This is a genomic window from Nonomuraea coxensis DSM 45129, assembly GCF_019397265.1.
Classification (GTDB): domain Bacteria; phylum Actinomycetota; class Actinomycetes; order Streptosporangiales; family Streptosporangiaceae; genus Nonomuraea; species Nonomuraea coxensis.
In genome coordinates this window covers 4,827,520-4,843,734 of the sequence record NZ_CP068985.1, presented here as the reverse complement: position 1 = coordinate 4,843,734, position 16,215 = coordinate 4,827,520, and the positions used below count along the sequence as shown (strand labels likewise).

Annotated in this window: 14 protein-coding genes; 10 read left to right on the top strand and 4 right to left on the bottom strand. The window is 71.1% G+C overall.

Features of this window, described 5'->3' with window-relative positions; all coding sequences use genetic code 11:
- The first annotated feature begins 105 nt into the window (after nt 1-105).
- Nucleotides 106-1,344 (top strand): MFS transporter, encoded by a 1,239-nt coding sequence (locus Nocox_RS22760; protein ID WP_020540502.1) that lies wholly within the window; start codon nt 106-108, stop codon nt 1,342-1,344.
- Nucleotides 1,345-1,537: 193 nt separating this feature from the next.
- On the opposite strand, the gene Nocox_RS22755 is transcribed toward Nocox_RS22760, so the two are convergent.
- From Nocox_RS22755 to Nocox_RS22740, 4 genes are all read right to left on the bottom strand, one after another.
- On the bottom strand, nt 1,538-4,054 hold the full coding sequence (locus tag Nocox_RS22755) for an ABC transporter permease (RefSeq protein WP_020540503.1): 2,517 nt from the start codon (nt 4,052-4,054) through the stop codon (nt 1,538-1,540).
- Nucleotides 4,051-4,743 carry an ABC transporter ATP-binding protein gene (locus tag Nocox_RS22750; RefSeq protein ID WP_020540504.1) on the bottom strand — a complete coding sequence of 231 codons (693 nt, stop codon included), beginning with the start codon at nt 4,741-4,743 and terminating at the stop codon, nt 4,051-4,053. The genes Nocox_RS22755 and Nocox_RS22750 overlap by 4 nt, the downstream gene beginning before the upstream one ends.
- Nucleotides 4,740-5,249 carry a PadR family transcriptional regulator gene (locus tag Nocox_RS22745; protein WP_020540505.1) on the bottom strand — a complete coding sequence of 170 codons (510 nt, stop codon included), beginning with the start codon at nt 5,247-5,249 and terminating at the stop codon, nt 4,740-4,742. The genes Nocox_RS22750 and Nocox_RS22745 overlap by 4 nt, the downstream gene beginning before the upstream one ends.
- Before the next feature lie 162 nt (nt 5,250-5,411).
- A complete protein-coding gene (locus Nocox_RS22740) occupies nt 5,412-6,596 on the bottom strand; it encodes an IS701 family transposase (RefSeq protein ID WP_157382757.1) in 1,185 nt (394 codons plus the stop codon).
- 311 nt (nt 6,597-6,907) lie between these two features.
- Here Nocox_RS22740 and Nocox_RS22735 point away from each other — a divergent pair, with 311 nt between their 5' ends.
- The 9 genes from Nocox_RS22735 (at nt 6,908) to Nocox_RS22695 (ending at nt 16,212) form a co-directional block, all read left to right on the top strand.
- The gene (locus Nocox_RS22735) at nt 6,908-8,431 is read left to right on the top strand and encodes an FGGY family carbohydrate kinase (protein WP_211212489.1); all 1,524 of its coding nucleotides are present in this window, start codon (nt 6,908-6,910) and stop codon (nt 8,429-8,431) included.
- Entirely contained in the window at nt 8,428-9,234 is an 807-nt protein-coding gene (locus Nocox_RS22730; protein WP_020540508.1) for an SDR family NAD(P)-dependent oxidoreductase, read from the top strand. Before Nocox_RS22735 ends, Nocox_RS22730 begins: the two co-directional genes overlap by 4 nt.
- 51 nt (nt 9,235-9,285) lie before the next feature.
- Nucleotides 9,286-10,305, top strand: coding sequence for an ABC transporter permease (locus Nocox_RS22725; protein ID WP_033407873.1), 1,020 nt, complete (start codon nt 9,286-9,288; stop codon nt 10,303-10,305).
- A 62-nt stretch (nt 10,306-10,367) separates the two neighbouring features.
- The gene (locus Nocox_RS22720; RefSeq protein ID WP_020540510.1) at nt 10,368-11,324 is read left to right on the top strand and encodes a substrate-binding domain-containing protein; all 957 of its coding nucleotides are present in this window, start codon (nt 10,368-10,370) and stop codon (nt 11,322-11,324) included.
- Nucleotides 11,321-12,817 (top strand): sugar ABC transporter ATP-binding protein, encoded by a 1,497-nt coding sequence (locus tag Nocox_RS22715; protein WP_020540511.1) that lies wholly within the window; start codon nt 11,321-11,323, stop codon nt 12,815-12,817. The genes Nocox_RS22720 and Nocox_RS22715 overlap by 4 nt, the downstream gene beginning before the upstream one ends.
- Nucleotides 12,818-12,878: 61 nt before the next feature.
- Nucleotides 12,879-13,850, top strand: coding sequence for a sugar-binding transcriptional regulator (locus Nocox_RS22710; protein WP_211212490.1), 972 nt, complete (start codon nt 12,879-12,881; stop codon nt 13,848-13,850).
- Between the two features lie 101 nt (nt 13,851-13,951).
- A complete protein-coding gene (locus Nocox_RS22705) occupies nt 13,952-14,935 on the top strand; it encodes a thiamine pyrophosphate-dependent dehydrogenase E1 component subunit alpha (protein WP_020540513.1) in 984 nt (327 codons plus the stop codon).
- The gene (locus Nocox_RS22700) at nt 14,932-15,939 is read left to right on the top strand and encodes an alpha-ketoacid dehydrogenase subunit beta (protein WP_020540514.1); all 1,008 of its coding nucleotides are present in this window, start codon (nt 14,932-14,934) and stop codon (nt 15,937-15,939) included. The genes Nocox_RS22705 and Nocox_RS22700 overlap by 4 nt, the downstream gene beginning before the upstream one ends.
- Nucleotides 15,940-15,972: 33 nt before the next feature.
- Complete coding sequence (locus Nocox_RS22695; RefSeq protein ID WP_033407754.1) at nt 15,973-16,212, top strand: biotin/lipoyl-containing protein; 240 nt, start codon at nt 15,973-15,975, stop codon at nt 16,210-16,212.
- The last annotated feature ends 3 nt before the right edge of the window (nt 16,213-16,215 follow it).

The following is a 16,215-nucleotide window of genomic DNA, read 5'->3' as shown; positions in this document are numbered from 1 at the left end:
GTGGCTGGACGGCTTCGCGTTGTTTGATCCCCTGTTCCGGCGCGCGCTTGGATGCTCATCGATCATCGATCGGTTGTGGCGGGCGAGCGGACAGGAGTGTCGGGCATGCGGAGCGGGCATCGGCTGGGGCGGCCGTTCGGATGGCTGTGGGCAGCGTACGGGACCAGCGCCCTCGGCACGTGGCTGGCGTTCGGCGCGTTCCCGCTGATCGCCGTCCAGGTGCTGCACGGCGGGCCCGCGGAGGTCGCCGTGCTGGCCTCCGCGGGGGCGGCGGTGGGCGCGGCCGTGGCGGTGCCGCTCGGCCCGTGGGTGGAGTTCCGGCACAAACGGCCGGTGCTCGTCGGGACGGACCTGCTGCGGTGCGCGGCGCTGCTGACGATCCCGGCCGCGTACGTGCTCGGCGTGCTGACCTTCGTCCAGCTCCTGCTGGTCTCGGTCGTGACCGCGGCGGCCGACATCACCTTCCGCGCCGCGTCGGGCGCCTACCTGAAGTCGCTCCTGCCGGCCGGGGACCTGCTCGTCGCCAACGCCCGCTTCGAGTCCACGGCCTGGACGACCACGATCATCGGGCCGCCGCTCGGCGGCGCGGCGATCGGGCTGCTCGGACCGGTGGCGACGGTGGTGGCCGACGCGGTCAGCCACCTGCTCTCGGCCCTCGGCATCCGCGCGATCGGCGGGCGGGAGCCGGGGCCCGCGCCCCGGCCGGCCGCGCGCCCGCGGGCCGGGGACCTGCTCGACGGCTGGCGGCACATCCTCGCCGACGCGACGCTGCGCCCGCTGTTCCTCAACACCGCCCTGTTCAACGGCCTGGTGATGGCCATCGACGCGCTGCTGGCCGTCCTGATGCTGGGCGAGCTCGGGTTCGCGCCGTGGCAGTACGGCCTCGCCTTCGCCGTGCCCGCGATCGGCGGGCTGTTCGGCGCGCGGCTGGCCCGTCCGCTCGTCGGCCGGTTCGGGCAGCACCGGGTCCTGGCCGCGGCCGGAACGCTGCGCGCGATCTGGCCCGTCGGCCTGGCCCTGCTGGGGCCGGGCACCGGGGGGCTGCTGCTGGTGATGGGCGTCGAGCTCGGGCTCATCTTCTGCTGCGCCGTCTTCAACCCCGTCCACGCCACCTACCGGCTCGAACGCACCCCGTCCGGCCTGGTCACCCGCACCCTGTCGGCCTGGGCGGTGACGACCAGGGCCACGACCGCCCTCCTGACCGCCGTCTGGGGGGTGCTGGGCGGCCTGCTCGGCCCGCGTACGGCCATCGCCCTGGCCGGCGTGCTCCTGCTGGCGACCCCGCTGCTGCTCCCTCGGCGCGCCGCCGCGCCCCTGCCCGAACCTGTCGCCGACCGTTCCTGACCTTCTGAGGAGAAGACGACGACCGTTTCGCCCCCGCCGCTGGACCCCCGCACGGCCGCCCCGCTCGTCCCGGACCACCAGCCGGCGGCCCGCCGCGCTCCCTGACCCGGCCGGGCCGCTGTCACGGGTGGCCGCCGCCATCGCCGGCCTGCGCGCGCTCCTGCGTGACGGCGGCGACGGCCAGGGGCGCGGGTCACAGGAGCCGGCGGGTCAGCGGCAGCCTGGTCCGGGTGATCAGCGCCGCCGCCGTCGCCAGGACGGGCGGCCCGGCCACCACGGCGAGCACGAACAGCCACGGCACGGCGATCGTGGCGGGATCCCCCGCGCCGTACGTCGTCATCGGCCGGCTCAGCGCCACGCCCGTCACCGCTCCCGCGGCCAGCCCGACCAGCGCGCCGAGCGCGGAGACGTAGAGGGCCTGGCCGGCCACCACCAGCCGCAGCGTCGCCGGCGGCGCGCCGATCGCCAGCATCGTCGCCCGCTCGGGCCGCATGTCGGCCGCCGCCAGCCGGGTCGCGACCAGCGTGCCGCCGGCCGCGAGGACGACGGCGCCCACGAGCCAGCCCCACAGGGCGGGATCGGGCACGTTGCGGTAGCCCTCCTCGGAGGCGACCGTGACCCGCTGGGTGACCTTGGCGAGATCCCGTCCCAGCGTGGAGCCGGCCGGCGGCCGGTGCATCGCGTAGAGCTGGCGCTCCGCCGTGGCGAACCCCGCCTGCTCGACGAGGGCGCGCGGCAGCAGCGCGCCGCCCTGGTGCTCGTCGGCGGGCACGGCGACCACCGCCGGGACGTCCAGCTTGCGCGGGGGACCGGACGTGGAGCCGGCCCGCAGCGCCAGCTTGCCGTCGCGCACCGCGGCCGGGTCGAACACCACGGCCTTGCCCGCCGCCAGCGCCGCGGCCGCCGCCGGGTCGTCGCGCCCTTGCAGGAGCCTGAGCAGGGCCCGGTCGCCGACGGCCACCGTGCGGCGGGCGCGTTTCCCGTTCCACCGCACCGTGTACCGCAGCGCGTAGCGGTGGCCCTTGGCGTCCTGCACCTGGTAGCCGGCGACCAGCGGCACCCCGGGCAACTGCCGGGCCGCCTCCGCGCGGAGCCTGCTCCAGGTGGCGTCGCTCATGGTGCCGCCCCAGATCGCGAGCATGCCGGCCGGGCGGGCCGAGGTGTAGGCGTCGCGCTGGTCCATGTACGCGCTCTGGGCGCCGATGCCCATGGCGACGGCCGTGGCGGTGACCGCCATGACGGCCGCGACGGCGCTCGCCGTACGGGAACGGTGGCGCACCGCGTCGCGGACGGCCACCCGCAGCGGGGGCCTCAGCCGTGTGGCCACCCGTCCGGTGAAGCGGACCAGCCAGGGGGTCAGCACCACCAGACCGATCATGATCAGCACCGCGGCGGCCCACACCCAGACCGACTCCGGCTGGCGGCGCGCCACCACGGTCGCCCCCAGCCCGGCCAGCACCAGCACGACCCCCGCCAGCGGGCGTCCCGGCCCGTCGGCGGCGGCGGGCGGGCGGGCGGCCAGCACGCTCGCGGGGTCCTGCCGGGCCGCCTGCGCGGCGGGCACCTGCGCCGCCGTGATCCCGGACACCAGGCCCAGCGCGGCCACGGCCAGCACCGCCGTCCACGGCACGTCCACCGGCCCCACCGGCGCCGCCGTCCAGCTCGCCACGATCGGGGCGCCCAGCGCTCCGGCCGCGACGCCCAGCGCCGCCGCCACGAGCGTGGCCGCGCCGCCGAGGACCAGCCCGTCGGCCAGTACGATCATCCGCAGGTGCGCGGGCGAGCCGCCCTGCGCCGCGATCTCGGCCAGCTCCCGCCGCCGCCTTCTTAGCCCGACCGCGAAGGCGGGCCCGGCGAGCAGCACGGTCTCCTGCACCACCATGATCACCATGGCGCCGAGCCCGACCGTCCCCTGGACGTTCATGGCGCCGGGACGGGCCGGGGTGCGGGGCGAGTCCAGGATCAGGGCGGGGGCGGTGACGTACAGACCGGCCTTGTTCAGGGCGGGGACGTCGTTCCAGGTCACCGGCCTGGGGGTGTCGGCCAGCCAGCCTGCGCCGTACTCGCCGGGGGACCAGAACCCGTCCAGCGGCGGCAGCGAGACGTCAGGACCCACGACCTGCCGGTACGACGGCCGGTTCGGGTGCTCGACCACGCCCACCACCCTCAGCGGGGCCGCGCCGGGCGGCCGCAGGACGTCGCCTGGCCGCAGGCCGGACGCGGGGGTGACCGCGATCTCCCCGGCGGCGGGCAACCGGCCCTTGGTCAACGTCAGCATCCCCTTGGTGAGAGGGTCACGCAGGTCGATCCGCAGCGCGTCGATCTTTTCCGCGTCGATCTTTTCCGGGCCCGGCAGGAGCACGCCGGTGGCGAAGGGGACCAGCCGGGTGCCCGGTCCGAGCAGGGCCACCACCTCGGACGGGCCGAGCCCCGGCCCGGGCGCTCCGCCGCCGCTCGTGCTCCAGCTCGACCCGTTCGCCTCCTGGTGGAGGTCCGTGCCCGCGGGCACCTGCACGAGGCGGACGTCGGCCGCGCCGAGCTCGGCCGTCAGCCCCTCCCGCCCGGAGACGCTCATGGTCTCGACCAGGGTGAACAGCGCCGTGATCACCAGCACGGGCAGGCCGATCATCACCATGATGAGCGCGCTGCGTCCCCGGGCGCGCCAGGCGGTTCTGCGGGCGATGCGCAGCGCGGCCAGAAGGGCGCTCATCGGGCGCTCGCCGTCGGCGTGTCCGTCGTGTCGGCGATCATCCCGTCGCGCAGGAACACCACCCGATCGGCCCAGCCGGCGTAGCGCGGCTCGTGGGTGACCAGCAGGACCGCCGCGCCCGCGTCGCAGCGGGCCCGTAACGTGCGCATGATCTCGTCGCCGGTGCGCGTGTCGAGCGCTCCGGTCGGTTCGTCGGCCAGCAGCAGGCGCCGCTCGCCGACCAGGGCGCGGGCGATCGCGACGCGCTGCCGCTGCCCGCCGGACAGCTCCTCGGGGAAGCGGTCGGCGAGGTCCTCGCCGTCGACCTCCGCCAGCACGGCCATGGCCTCCTTCCTGGCCCGGCTCGATCGCACGCCGTCGAGCTCGCGCGGCAGCATCACGTTCTCCGCCGCGGTCAGCGAGGTGATCAGGTTGAGGTCCTGGAAGACGTAGCCGACGCTGCGCCGCCGCAGCGCGGCGAGATCGCGTACGGCGGCGAGGTCCTGCTCGCCGACGCGCACCGTCCCCGAGGTGGGCCGGTCGAGCCCGCCCGCGAGGTTGAGCAGGGTCGACTTGCCGGACCCCGACGGGCCCATGACCGCGACCAGCTCTCCCACGTCGACCTCCAGGCTCACGCCCCTCAGCGCGTGCACGGCCGTCGCGCCCTCCCCGTGGACCCTGGCCACCTCGGCCAGCCGTACGAACGTCATCTCTCCTCCTTGAGAACGGCCTCGCAGTGGTCCAGCCACCGTTGCTCGGCCTCGGCCTGGAAGATCATGGAGTCGATCACGAGCCGCTGGGCCGCGCTGTCCGTGGCGGCGCGCTTGGCCATGGTGAGCTGCTGGAGGGCGCGCATGGTCGCCGTCCGCTGCCTGTGGATGACCTCGGCGACGTCCGCCCTGCCGGCGGCGATCGCCATCGCCAGCTTGATGACCAGCTCGTCCCGCGGCCGGTCGGACTGCACGACGGGGGTGCTGAACCACCGCGCCAGTTCCTCCCGGCCGGCCGCGGTGATCGTGTGGACGACCCGGCCCTGCTCGTCCGCCTCGCCCGGCTCGACCAGGCCGTCACGCTCCAGGCGGGACAGCGTCGTGTAGACCTGGCCGATGTTGAGCGGCCAGGTCGCCCCCGTCGACGCCTCGAACTCGACCCGTAGTTGATAGCCGTGGCGTGGCCCCGTGCTGAGGAGAGCGAGCAGCCCGTGTCTGACCGACATGGATACTCAGTATGCATACGCGGTATGCCCCAAGCAACCGGCCCACACCTTCGGCGAACGCATCCTGCAGCTGATACCACAGTCACGTTTCGCGATCTGTTGCACAGATTCTTGTTGTGGCCGCTGCGGGCGCGGGGTTGAGCGGATGAGTGACGGTGCTGGTCAGACGTGCCAGGAGACGGCAGATCCCGGCTGGGGGCGAGACGCTTCCGTGGCGTGGGCGGCGGTGCCGGCGAGGTAGGCGTGGGCGAGCATGGCCAGGGTGATGTGGCGGTGCCAGCCGTCGTAGCGGCGGACCTGGTACTGATCCAGTCCGACTTGGTTCCTGGCGGAGGCGAGGCACTCCTCGATCGCCCAGCGGGAACCAGCGATGCGCACCAGCTCCCGTAGCGGGGTTCCCACAGGTCCGAAGCACAGCCAGAAGGCCGGCCCACGCTCGCCTCGGTCGTCCGGCGCGAGGCCGCGGCGGACCAGGAGCCGCCGCTGAAAGCCCGCGGAGCCGCCGAGATCGTCGTCGGCGTGCGGCGGCAACGTGGCCATTGCCCAGTCGTATGGGCGCGGCCCCTTGGCCCCATCGCCCGCGGGCAGGCGTTTCCACGCCTGCTCAGGGGCATCGGCGGTTACGGCGTCAGCGCGTGAGCCGGTGTCGCCGGTGCCGATCGGCTGACTCCTGGGCACCGTGACCACGTACCCGATCTTGCGTGCCTCCAGGAACGCACGGAACTCGTGGTCCTGGCCGTACGTCTCGTCCGCGGCCACCCACGAGGCGGGCACTCCACCGTCCAGGGCGCGGCCCAGCATCGCGGTCGCCAGCGCCGGTTCGGTGGTGAAGGGCACGCTGTCCGGAATGCCGGCCTGGACGCATCGGGCACGGTCATCGGTCCAGGACTTCGGCAGATACAGCTCGGCATCGAGCAGGGTGCGCCCGCGCGGGGTGGCGTACGCCAGAAACACCCCGAGCTGGCAGTTCTCCACCCGGCCTGCCGCGCCGGCCGCCCGGCGCTGCACTCCGGCCGACCGGGCGCCCTTCTTGACGAACCCGGTATCGCCCACGATCAACACGCCACCCGGTTCGCCCAGCTTGTCGACCACGTAATTCCGCAGGTCGACACGGACTTCCCGGGGATCCCAGCGCACGTTGTTCAGCAGCCGCTGCATCCGATGCGGCCGCGCGTCACCCGCGGCCTCGGCCAGCTGCCAGCCGTTCTTGCGCTCCACCGGCGCCAGGAGCCCGACCAGGTATGCCCGCGCCTGCCGACGCGGCTCCACCCGGCCGAAACGACGGGCCACCCGCGCGAACAGCTCGTCCAGCCCGGCCGTCCACGACTGGAGATCCTCAGACGGCACCACCTCCGACACGAGCCCGACTATAGATCACAAAGCATGACTGTAGTAAGAGAACCTGTCATCCCATGATGGGGCAAGGCTTGCAGGTCGGAGGGGGTGTGCAGGGTCGGCCGGCTCTCCTCACCGTCCCGCTTTTTTCAGGTGAGCCCTTTACCTCCATGACTGTTGACATGCTCATCCGCTCGCTGCCACGATGCATTGACCGATAATTCATCACTGAATAGATATGCATCAGCCGTCTGGCCAGTGGCGACGTGCGCCGCCACTGCCGCTTCACGGTTCAGGTGCACATTCGGCAGGAGAAACAATTCGTGGCTGACGCCAGCATGCCCAAAGGTGTCCCCGCGGTCGCCGCCATCGATCAAGGGACGAGTTCCAGCAAGGCCGTCGTCGTGGGCGCCGACGGCAGAGTCCTCGGCAGGTCCTCGGTCGGCATCGGCCGGGCCGACCCCGCTCCCGGCTGGGTCGAGCAGGACGCGAACGAGATCCGGGAAAGCGTCGTCGCCGCGCTCGTGACCGTTCTGGACTCCGTGGACGTCGAACTCGTCGGCATCGGCCTGTCCAACCAGCGCGAATCCGCCGTCATCTGGAGCCGCAGGACGGGCGAACCTCTCGGCCCGGTCCTCGGCTGGCAGGACCGGCGCACAGCCGATCGGGTACGCCCCCTGGAGGAGTCCGGCTGGGCCGCCAGGATCCGCGCGAAGACCGGTCTTCCGCTGGACCCCATGTTCTCCGCCCTCAAGTACGAATGGCTGCTCGACCAGGTCGATCCCCACCGCGACGCGGCCCGCCGGGGCGAGATCGCGCTCGGCACCATCGACTCCTGGCTGACCTGGACGCTGACCGGCGAGCACCGCATCGAGATCGGTAACGCCGGCCGCACCCAGCTGCTCAACCTGGAGACGCTGACCTGGGACGGCGAACTGCTCGAACTGTTCCGCATCCCGCCCGTCTGCCTGCCGCGCGTGTGCGCGTCGACCGAGGCGACGGCGGCGCTCATCGACGTCCCCGGCGTTCCCCGCGGCACGCGCCTGCACGGAATCCTCGGCGACTCCCACGCCGCCCTCTACGCCCACGGGGTGCGCGCTCCCGGCCAGGTGAAGGCGACCTACGGCAGCGGCAGCTCGATCATGGGCCTCGCCGAGGTCGACGACCGGGCCGGCGCCCGCGTCCTGGACGGGCTGGTCACCACCATCGCGTGGGCCGACCCCGTGCCGGCCTTCGCCTTCGAGGGGACGATCCTGTCGACCGGCGCCACCCTGCTGTGGCTCGCCAAGATCCTCGGGGTCGACCCGGCCCAGCTCAGCGCGCTCGCGCAGTCCGTCCCCGACACCCAGGGCGTCGATCTCGTACCGGCCTTCGCCGGTCTGGGCGCGCCCTGGTGGGACGAGTCGGCGGTGGGGCTGGTCAGCGGCTTCGGGCTGGGCACCGGCCCAGGCCACCTGGCCCGCGCCGCGTTCGAGTCGGTGGCGCTGCAGACGGAGGACCTGTTCTCCGCGGTGGAAGAACGTCTGGGCACCCCGATCGACACGGTGCTCGCCGACGGCGGCCCCAGCCAGAACGACTGGCTCATGCAGGTACAGGCCGACCTGAGCCAGCGGCGCGTGGTGCGCAGCAACATCGCCGAACTCTCCGCCACCGGGGCCGCCCACCTGGCCGGCGTCAGTTGCGGTCTGTGGACGGCGGAGGAGTGCCTTCGCCTTCCCCGGGACCGCTCGCCGTTCGACCCCCTGATGGAGAGATCCGGCGCCGACGCCCGCCGTCAGACGTGGCGATCGGCGATCGAACGCTCCCGATTCCAGCCCGCCATTCCCAGAAAGCAGAGCGAGTCATGAACGAACAGGCCTCGAGCATCTTCGCCGGCCACTTCGCCGGTAAGAAGGTGCTGGTGACCGGCGCCGCCCATGGCATGGGACGGGCGATCTCCCGTGCCTTCGCCGAGGCGGGAGCGGCGGTGCTGCTGGTCGACCGCGACGATCAGGTGCACGAGACGGCGAAGCTGATGCGTGCCGACGGGCTCGACACGCGCGCCTGTACGGCGGACGTCACCGACGACGCGGCCGTCAGGGCGGCCGTCGCGGTGGCGGCCGAGGAGTGGGGAAGCCTCGACGTCCTCGTCAACAACGCGGGCGTGATCAGCGTCGAACGGCTGACAGACCTGACGACCGAGGAGTTCAAGCGCGTCCTCGACGTCAACACGGTCGGCCACTTCATCGTGGCGCGCGAGGCCGTCGCGCTGCTGCGCGCGGCCGGCGGCGGGGTGATCCTCAACGCCGCGAGCGCCCAGGCGAGGGAAGGGTTCATCTTCACCCCCCACTACGCGGCCAGCAAGTTCGGGGTCGTCGGCATGACGCAGTCCCTCGCCAAGGAGCTCGCCAAGGACGGCATCCGGGTGAACGCCTACTGCCCCGGCATCGTGATGACCGACATGTGGGGCTACCTGGACGGCGCCTGGGGGGCCAAGCTCGGCGACTACCAGCCCGGCGAGCTCGTGGCCGAGTGGATCCGTGACATCCCGCTGCAGCGCCCCGCCCGCGAGGCCGACGTGGCCAACCTCCTGCTCTTCCTCGCCTCCGACGCCGCCACCTACATCACCGGTCAGACGATCAACGTCGACGGCGGAATGTCGATGGACTGACATGGACCGTCCGAACACACCCGTACGCCCCCCTTGGAGCCAGAAGTGGCCATGACCCACCATCCCGCGAGCGCCGGCCCGCGCGCCGATGACGGCCCGCGGTCGCCGCGTGGCGCGGCCAAAGGACTGGCGCGGATCTTCGACGGAGTGGGCGGCCCGTTCCTGGGCCTGGTCGCGCTCGTCGTGATCATGGCGATCTTCGCCCCCAACTTCGCCAGACCCGTCAATCTGATCAACATCCTCGACCAGGTGACCGTGCTCGGGATCCTCGCGCTCGGCGCCACCGCGGTCATCATCACCGGCGGCATCGACCTGTCGGTCGGCGCGGTGTTCGCCCTGTCGGTGATGGTCCTCGGCTGGCTCTCCCATGACGGCGGACTGCCGCTGTGGATCGCGATGATCGCCTGTGTGGCGGCCGGCGGCCTCGCCGGGCTGGTCAACGGCCTCGCGGTCACCATCACGCGATTGCCGCCGTTCATCGCGACGCTCGCCATGATGTCGGTCGCCCGGGGTCTCGCCAACATGACCACGGACGGACGTCAGATCACCGGTTACCCCGAGTGGTTCTACTCGCTGGCGTCGACCAGATATGGCGGCTTCCTCTCGATCACGTTGATGGCGCTGATCGTGCTCTACGTCATCGGGTGGGCCATCCTGAGATATCGGGCGAGTGGCCGCTCGGTCTACGCGGTCGGCGGCAACCCCGAGGTCGCCCGCCTGGCCGGCATCAAGGTCAAGGCCGTGACGACCTGGGTCTACGTCGTGGCCGGTCTCATGGCCGGGCTCGCGGCCATCGTGCTCGCCAGCCGGCTCGACTCCTCCCAGCCCAGCGCGGGAGAAGGGCTCGAACTCGACGTCATCGCCGCCGTCGTCATCGGAGGCGCCAGCCTCTCGGGCGGGGTCGGCCGCATCACCGGCACGATCGTCGGCGTGCTCATCGTCGGCGTCATGCACAACGGACTCAACCTTCTCGGCGTGTCGCCGTTTCTTCAGCAAGTCATCATCGGCGTCGTCATCGCCGCCGCCGTGTTCACCGACGTCTTCCGTCGCCGCAAGGAACGAAGCGCATGAGCGCCGGACGGCGAGAGATCTGGAACGTTCCCACAGGAGCCATCGGGAAAGGAACCCCCCACATGTTCGAACCACGCAGGCCCGTCAAGATGTTCGTCGGCCTGATGACCGCAGCCCTGCTGTCCACCACTCTCGGCGCGTGCGCGTCGAGCACCAGCGCCGAAGACAGCGAGATCACGATCGGCCTCGCCGTGCCCAACCAGCAGTCCCCCTTCTACGTGGCGATCCGCAAGTGGGTCGAGGACGAGGCCAAGCGCGAGAACGCGAAGGTCCTGATCGCGGACGCCAAGAACGACGCCGACGACCAGGTCAGCCAGGTCCAGGACTTCATCACCCGAGGGGTCGACGGGCTCATCTACATCCCGGCGGGCGCCGCCGCGGCGACGGTTCCGGTGCGTGCCGCGAAGTCGGCAGGCATTCCCGTGGTCACGGTTGACCGCAACCCCAAGGACGCCCCCGGCGACACGTTCATCGCCACCGACAGCGTCGCCGCGGCGCAGGAGCTCGGCGAGTGGGTCGTGAAGAACGCCGGCGACAGGAGCAACCTCGCGATCATCCAGGGCCAGCTCGGCACCACGCCTGAGGAGGCGCGTGACGAGGGGTTCAAGAAGGGCATCGAGGGCGGCAAGATCAAGGAGGTCGCCCGACAGGCGTCCAAGGCATGGCTGCAGGACGAGGGCTACCAGATCGCCACGGACCTCCTCCAGGCGCATCCGGACATCGACATCATCTTCGGGCGGGCCGACGGGCTCGCGCTCGGCGCCGCCCAGGCCGCGCGCAACGCGGGCAGCAAGGACATGCTCGTCGTCGGATTCGACGGTGACCCGTCGGGCCTTGAGGCGGTGAAGAGCGGCCTGCTCGCCGCGACCGTCACCCAGCAGACGACGGCCATGGGCAAGCTCGCCGTCCAGTCGACGCTCAAGCTGATCAAGAAGGAGCAGGTCCCCGCCGAGCAGTTGCAGAAGGGCATCCTGACGACCAGCGAGAACGTCGACGAGTACCTGGCGAACCACCCGTGACGAGCGAGCCCGCTCCGAGCCCGATACTGACGGTTCGCGGCATCTCGAAGTCGTACCCGGGCACCACCGCGCTGAACGGCATCGACCTGGAGGCGCGGCCGGGTGAGGTGATCGCCCTTCTCGGCGAGAACGGCGCGGGGAAATCCACCTTGTCCGGTATCATCGCCGGTGCGATTCAGCCCACCACGGGCACCATGACCTGGCAGGGCCGACCGCATGCGCCCGCGACGCCACGCGACTCGCTCATGCGCGGCATCGGCATGATCCATCAGGAGATGCGGCTGCTCCCCGACCTGACCGTGGCCGAGAACGTCGCGGTCGGCCGGTGGCCCACCCGGGCCGGGTTCCTCAGCGCGCGGACGATGCTCAGGCAGGCGCGGGAGCAGCTGGACAAGGTCGGGTTCACCGGCCGGACGGATCAGCCGGTCCGCGAGCTGAGCGTCGCGGGCCAGCAGCAGGTGGAGATCGCCAAGGCGCTCATGCTCGACGCCTCGCTGCTCATCCTCGACGAGCCGACCGCCGCGCTCGGCGAGATGGAGACGACCGCGCTGTTCGCGTGCATCCGCTCCCTCAAGGAGCAGGGCGTCTCGTTCATCTACGTGAGCCACCGGCTCGCGGAGATCGCGCAGATCGCCGACCGCATCGTCGTGCTCCGCGACGGGGAGAAGGTCGCGGAGCACGACAGCGGGGACGTCGCCCCTGACGTGCTGGTGCGGGAGATGGTCGGCCGCAGCGTCGACCGGCTCTTCCCCCGATTCGACGCCCCGCGCGAGGCGGTCGTGGTGTCGGTCGAAGGCATCTCCGACCGGGCCGGCCGCTTCGAGGACGTCTCCTTCACCGTGCGTGCCGGAGAGGTCTTCGGCATCGCGGGCATCGTCGGCGCTGGACGCACCGAACTGGTGCGGTCCATCGTCTCTCTGGAGCCGCGCCGCTGCGGCGAGGTCAGGATCGACGGCGTGCCGCTCGCGGCGGACGATCCGCTCGCGGCCAAGGCGGCGGGAGTGGTCCTCATTCCCGAGGACCGCAAACAGCAGGGCGTCATCCTGTCCGACACCATCGAGGACAACATCGCGCTGCCGAATCTCGCCGCCATCACCCGGTGGGGCTTCGTCACTCCTTCGGGCGTCACCCGGTTCGCCCGCAAGGCCGCGCAGCGATTCGGCGTGAAGGGCGGTGTCGGCGACCCGGTGGCGACCCTGTCCGGCGGCAACCAGCAGAAGGTCGTCCTTTCCAAGTGGCTCTCGTCGGATCCGAAGGTCATCATTCTCGACGAGCCGACCCGGGGCATCGACATCGGCGCGCGCGCGTCGATCTACGAGGTCGTCGCCGAGCTCGCGCAGCAGGGCAAGGCGATCATCGTGGTCTCGTCCGACCTGGAGGAGGTGCTCGGTCTCGCGCACCGGGTCATGGTTCTTGCCCAAGGTCGGAATCAGGGGATCATGGAGGCGGCCGAAGCGACCGCCGATCGCGTCATGGCGTACGCCACCCAGTGAACAGGTGCCACCGTGGACCTGAGCGATCAGCGACATCGACGATGCAGAAAGGAGAAGCCACGTGATCGGGAGAACAGGCGCCGAAGGTCGCGACTCCGTGACCATGATCGTGCAGGTCGCGCGGATGTATCACGAGCAGAACATGACGCAGCCGGCGATCGCGGAGCAGCTGCGCATCTCTCAGTCGCGGGTGTCGCGGTGGCTCAAGCAGGCGGTGGAGATGGGGATCGTGCGCACGGTCGTGCTGCCGCCCGAGGGCGTCTATCCGGAGCTGGAGGAGCAGCTCGTACGGAAGTACGGGCTGCGGCAGGCGCTCATCGTGGAGAGCAGCGGCGATGAACGCTCCACCATGTGGGCGCTCGGCGCAGCGGCGGCGACCTACCTTGAGGCGACGCTCACGAACGGCGCGCGGGTCGGGTTCTCCTCCTGGTCGGAGACCCTGCTGGCGACCGTCGACTCGATGGTTCCGCTCAAGCGTCGGCGTGCCGAGTCCATCGTGCAGATCATGGGCGGAGTGGGACAGCCGGCCGCACAGCTCAAGGCGACCGAGCTGACGTTCCGGCTGGCCCGCATCGCGGGCGGCACCCCCATGTTCCTGCCCACGCCGGGCATCGTCGCGACGCCGTCCGCCCGTGAGGCCCTTTTCCAGGACCCGAACGTCGTCGAGACGGCGGCGGCCTGGGAGAACCTCACCGATGTTCTCGTCGGCATCGGCAGCGTCACGCCGTCGCCGCTGCTCCAGGTCTCCGGCAACGCCGTGTCGGAGGCGCAGATGCGGACGTTGCGTGAGCTCGGCGCGGTGGGCGACGTGGCGATGCGCTTCTTCGACGCCGACGGCAGGCCGATCGAGACCGAGTTCAACGACCTGGTGGTGGGCATCGGCGTCGAGGCGCTGTTGAAGACGCCGCGGCGCGTGGGCATCGCCGGTGGCGCGCGCAAGTTCGAGGCCATCCGCGGAGCGCTTCGCGGGGGATGGGTCGACGTCATCGTCACCGATCTGATGAACGCGCAGGCGCTGGTCGCCGACAACTGACCCGGAGAGCCGGCGCAGAACCCGAAAGGTGCGAGCCGGCCCTTCGCCGCTATCATTGAGAATAACCATTCTTGATTGAATATATATGCAAAGGAGGATTCGTGCGGACCGACCTACCCACGTCCACGCTGCTTGAGATGCAGCGGCGGATGACGCGCATCCGCCGCTTCGAGGAGCGCGCGGCCAAGATGGTCAAACGCGGCCTCATCCCTGGCACCGTGCACACGAGCATCGGTCAGGAGGCCCAGGTCGTCGGCTCCTGCATGGCGCTCGACGACGACGACTACATGACGGGCAACCATCGCAGCCACGGCCATCCCATCGGCAAGGGCTCCCCGCTCGGCCCGCTGATGGCCGAACTCGTCGGCAAGGCCACCGGAGTGTGCCGGGGCAAGGGCGGGTCGCTGCACCTGGCCGACTTCTCGGTCGGCAGCCTGGGCGAGTCCGGCATCGTCGGCTCCTCCATCCCGATCGCGACCGGCTCCGCGTTCGCGTCGAAACTCCTCGGCCGCCCGCGCGTCTCCCTCGCCTTCTTCGGCGACGGCGCCGCCAACCAGGGAGTCCTCTACGAGGCCATGAACATGGCGGGCGTCTGGAAGCTGCCGGCCATCTTCCTCTGCGAGAACAACCAGTACGCGCTCAGCACGCCCGCCCACACCGTGACCTCCGGCAACATCTTCGAACGCGCGGCCGGGTTCGGCATCCCCGGAGTCCGAGTGGACGACGGCCAGGACGTGATCGCGGTGTACGACGCGGTGAAGACCGCGGCCGACCGGGCCAGGGCGGGCGAGGGCCCGTGCCTGGTGGAGGTCATGACCTACCGCTTCAACGAGCACTCCGAAGGCCTGCGCATCGACAACTACCGCGACAAGGAGCAGATCGACGAGTGGCTCAGCCGTGATCCGCTGGACCGCCTCGCCGGTCGCCTGCGCGACCGCGGCATCACCGACGAGCAACTCAAGGAGCTCGACGCGGAAGTGATGGAAGAGGTCGACCGCGCCGTGGAGTTCGCGAACGAGAGTCCCTATCCCGAGCCGTCCGTCGCATTCGAGGACCTCTACACCGACGAGGTGACCGCCGTATGAGCATCATGAGCTACCTCGGAGCCATCGGCGCCGCGCAGCGCGAGGCGATGGAGGCCGACGAGCGCGTCGTCATCGTGGGCGAGGACGTCGAGGCCAACGTCTACGGCACGACGGGCGGCGGCAAGTCCCGGAGCAGCGAAGGCGACTTCCTGCAGCTGTTCGGCCGCAACCGCATCAGGAACACCCCCATCTCCGAGGAGGGAATTGTGGGCATCGCGGCCGGAGCCGCGATGACCGGGCTGCGCCCCATCGTCGACCTTTCCTATTCGAGCTTCCTCTACATGGCGATGGACCAGTTCGTGAACCAGGTCGCCAAGAACCGCTACATGTTCGGCGGCCAGGCGTCCATGCCGGTCGTCTTCCGCTCGGCGATGTTCTACGGCCTCAACACGGGCGCGCACCACTCGGACCGGCCGTACCCGATGTTCATGAACGTGCCCGGGCTGAAGATCATCGCTCCCGCGTCACCCGAGGACGCCAAGGGGCTGCTCCGCGCCGCCATCGATTCGGACGACCCGGTGCTGACGTTCGAGGCCGTGAAGCTGTGGGGGCTGAAGGGCGAGGTCGGCGACGACCCCTTCCGCATCCCTCTGGGAGTCGCGCGGACGGTGAGGGAGGGGACCGACGTCACCCTCGTCGCGATCTCCGGTTCCGTGCCCGACGCGTGCGCAGCGGCCGACCGCCTCGCGGAGGAAGGCGTGTCGGTCGAGGTCATCGACCCGCGCACACTCGTGCCCCTGGACACGGCCGCGATCCTCACCTCGGTCGCCAGAACGGGCCGGCTCGTCGTCGTCGAGCCGGCCCACCGTACGTGCGGCGCCGCGGCCGAGATCTCCGCCCTCGTCGCGGAGGAGGTGTTCGACGCGCTGAAGGCCCCCATCGTGCGGCTCACCGCGCCGGACATGCAGATCCCGTTCAGCCCCAGCCTTGAGCAGCAGATGTACCCCACCCGCGACGGCATCGTCGCCGCCCTCCGGCGGGTGACCGGCCTCGCGCCGGCGTAACGAAGAATCGGATGTACAGGAAAGGAGCTGACCATGAGGGTTGAAGTCCTCCTCCCGCAATGGGGAATGGGCATGAGCGAGGGCACGATCTCCACCTGGCTCAAGAAGGTCGGCGAGCGCGTCGTCGAGGACGAGCCGCTCGTCGACGTCGAGGCCGAGAAGGTCGAGGAGACCGTGGAGGCCCCGGCGACCGGCACTCTCACCGAGATCCTGGCGGCCGAGGGAGAGACCGTGGACGTCCGCGCCGTCATCGCCGTCATCGAGACGGACTAGGAC

Excerpts from the sequence above, each read along its gene's own strand:
- Nocox_RS22760 (WP_020540502.1), top strand. The coding sequence starts at position 106 with ATGCGGAGCGGGCATCGGCTGGGGCGGCCGTTCGGATGGCTGTGGGCA.
- Nocox_RS22755 (WP_020540503.1), bottom strand. The coding sequence starts at position 4,054 with ATGAGCGCCCTTCTGGCCGCGCTGCGCATCGCCCGCAGAACCGCCTGG.
- Nocox_RS22750 (WP_020540504.1), bottom strand. The coding sequence starts at position 4,743 with ATGACGTTCGTACGGCTGGCCGAGGTGGCCAGGGTCCACGGGGAGGGC.
- Nocox_RS22745 (WP_020540505.1), bottom strand. The coding sequence starts at position 5,249 with ATGTCGGTCAGACACGGGCTGCTCGCTCTCCTCAGCACGGGGCCACGC.
- Nocox_RS22730 (WP_020540508.1), top strand. The coding sequence starts at position 8,428 with ATGAACGAACAGGCCTCGAGCATCTTCGCCGGCCACTTCGCCGGTAAG.
- Nocox_RS22725 (WP_033407873.1), top strand. The coding sequence starts at position 9,286 with ATGACCCACCATCCCGCGAGCGCCGGCCCGCGCGCCGATGACGGCCCG.
- Nocox_RS22720 (WP_020540510.1), top strand. The coding sequence starts at position 10,368 with ATGTTCGAACCACGCAGGCCCGTCAAGATGTTCGTCGGCCTGATGACC.
- Nocox_RS22700 (WP_020540514.1), top strand. The coding sequence starts at position 14,932 with ATGAGCATCATGAGCTACCTCGGAGCCATCGGCGCCGCGCAGCGCGAG.
- Nocox_RS22695 (WP_033407754.1), top strand. The coding sequence starts at position 15,973 with ATGAGGGTTGAAGTCCTCCTCCCGCAATGGGGAATGGGCATGAGCGAG.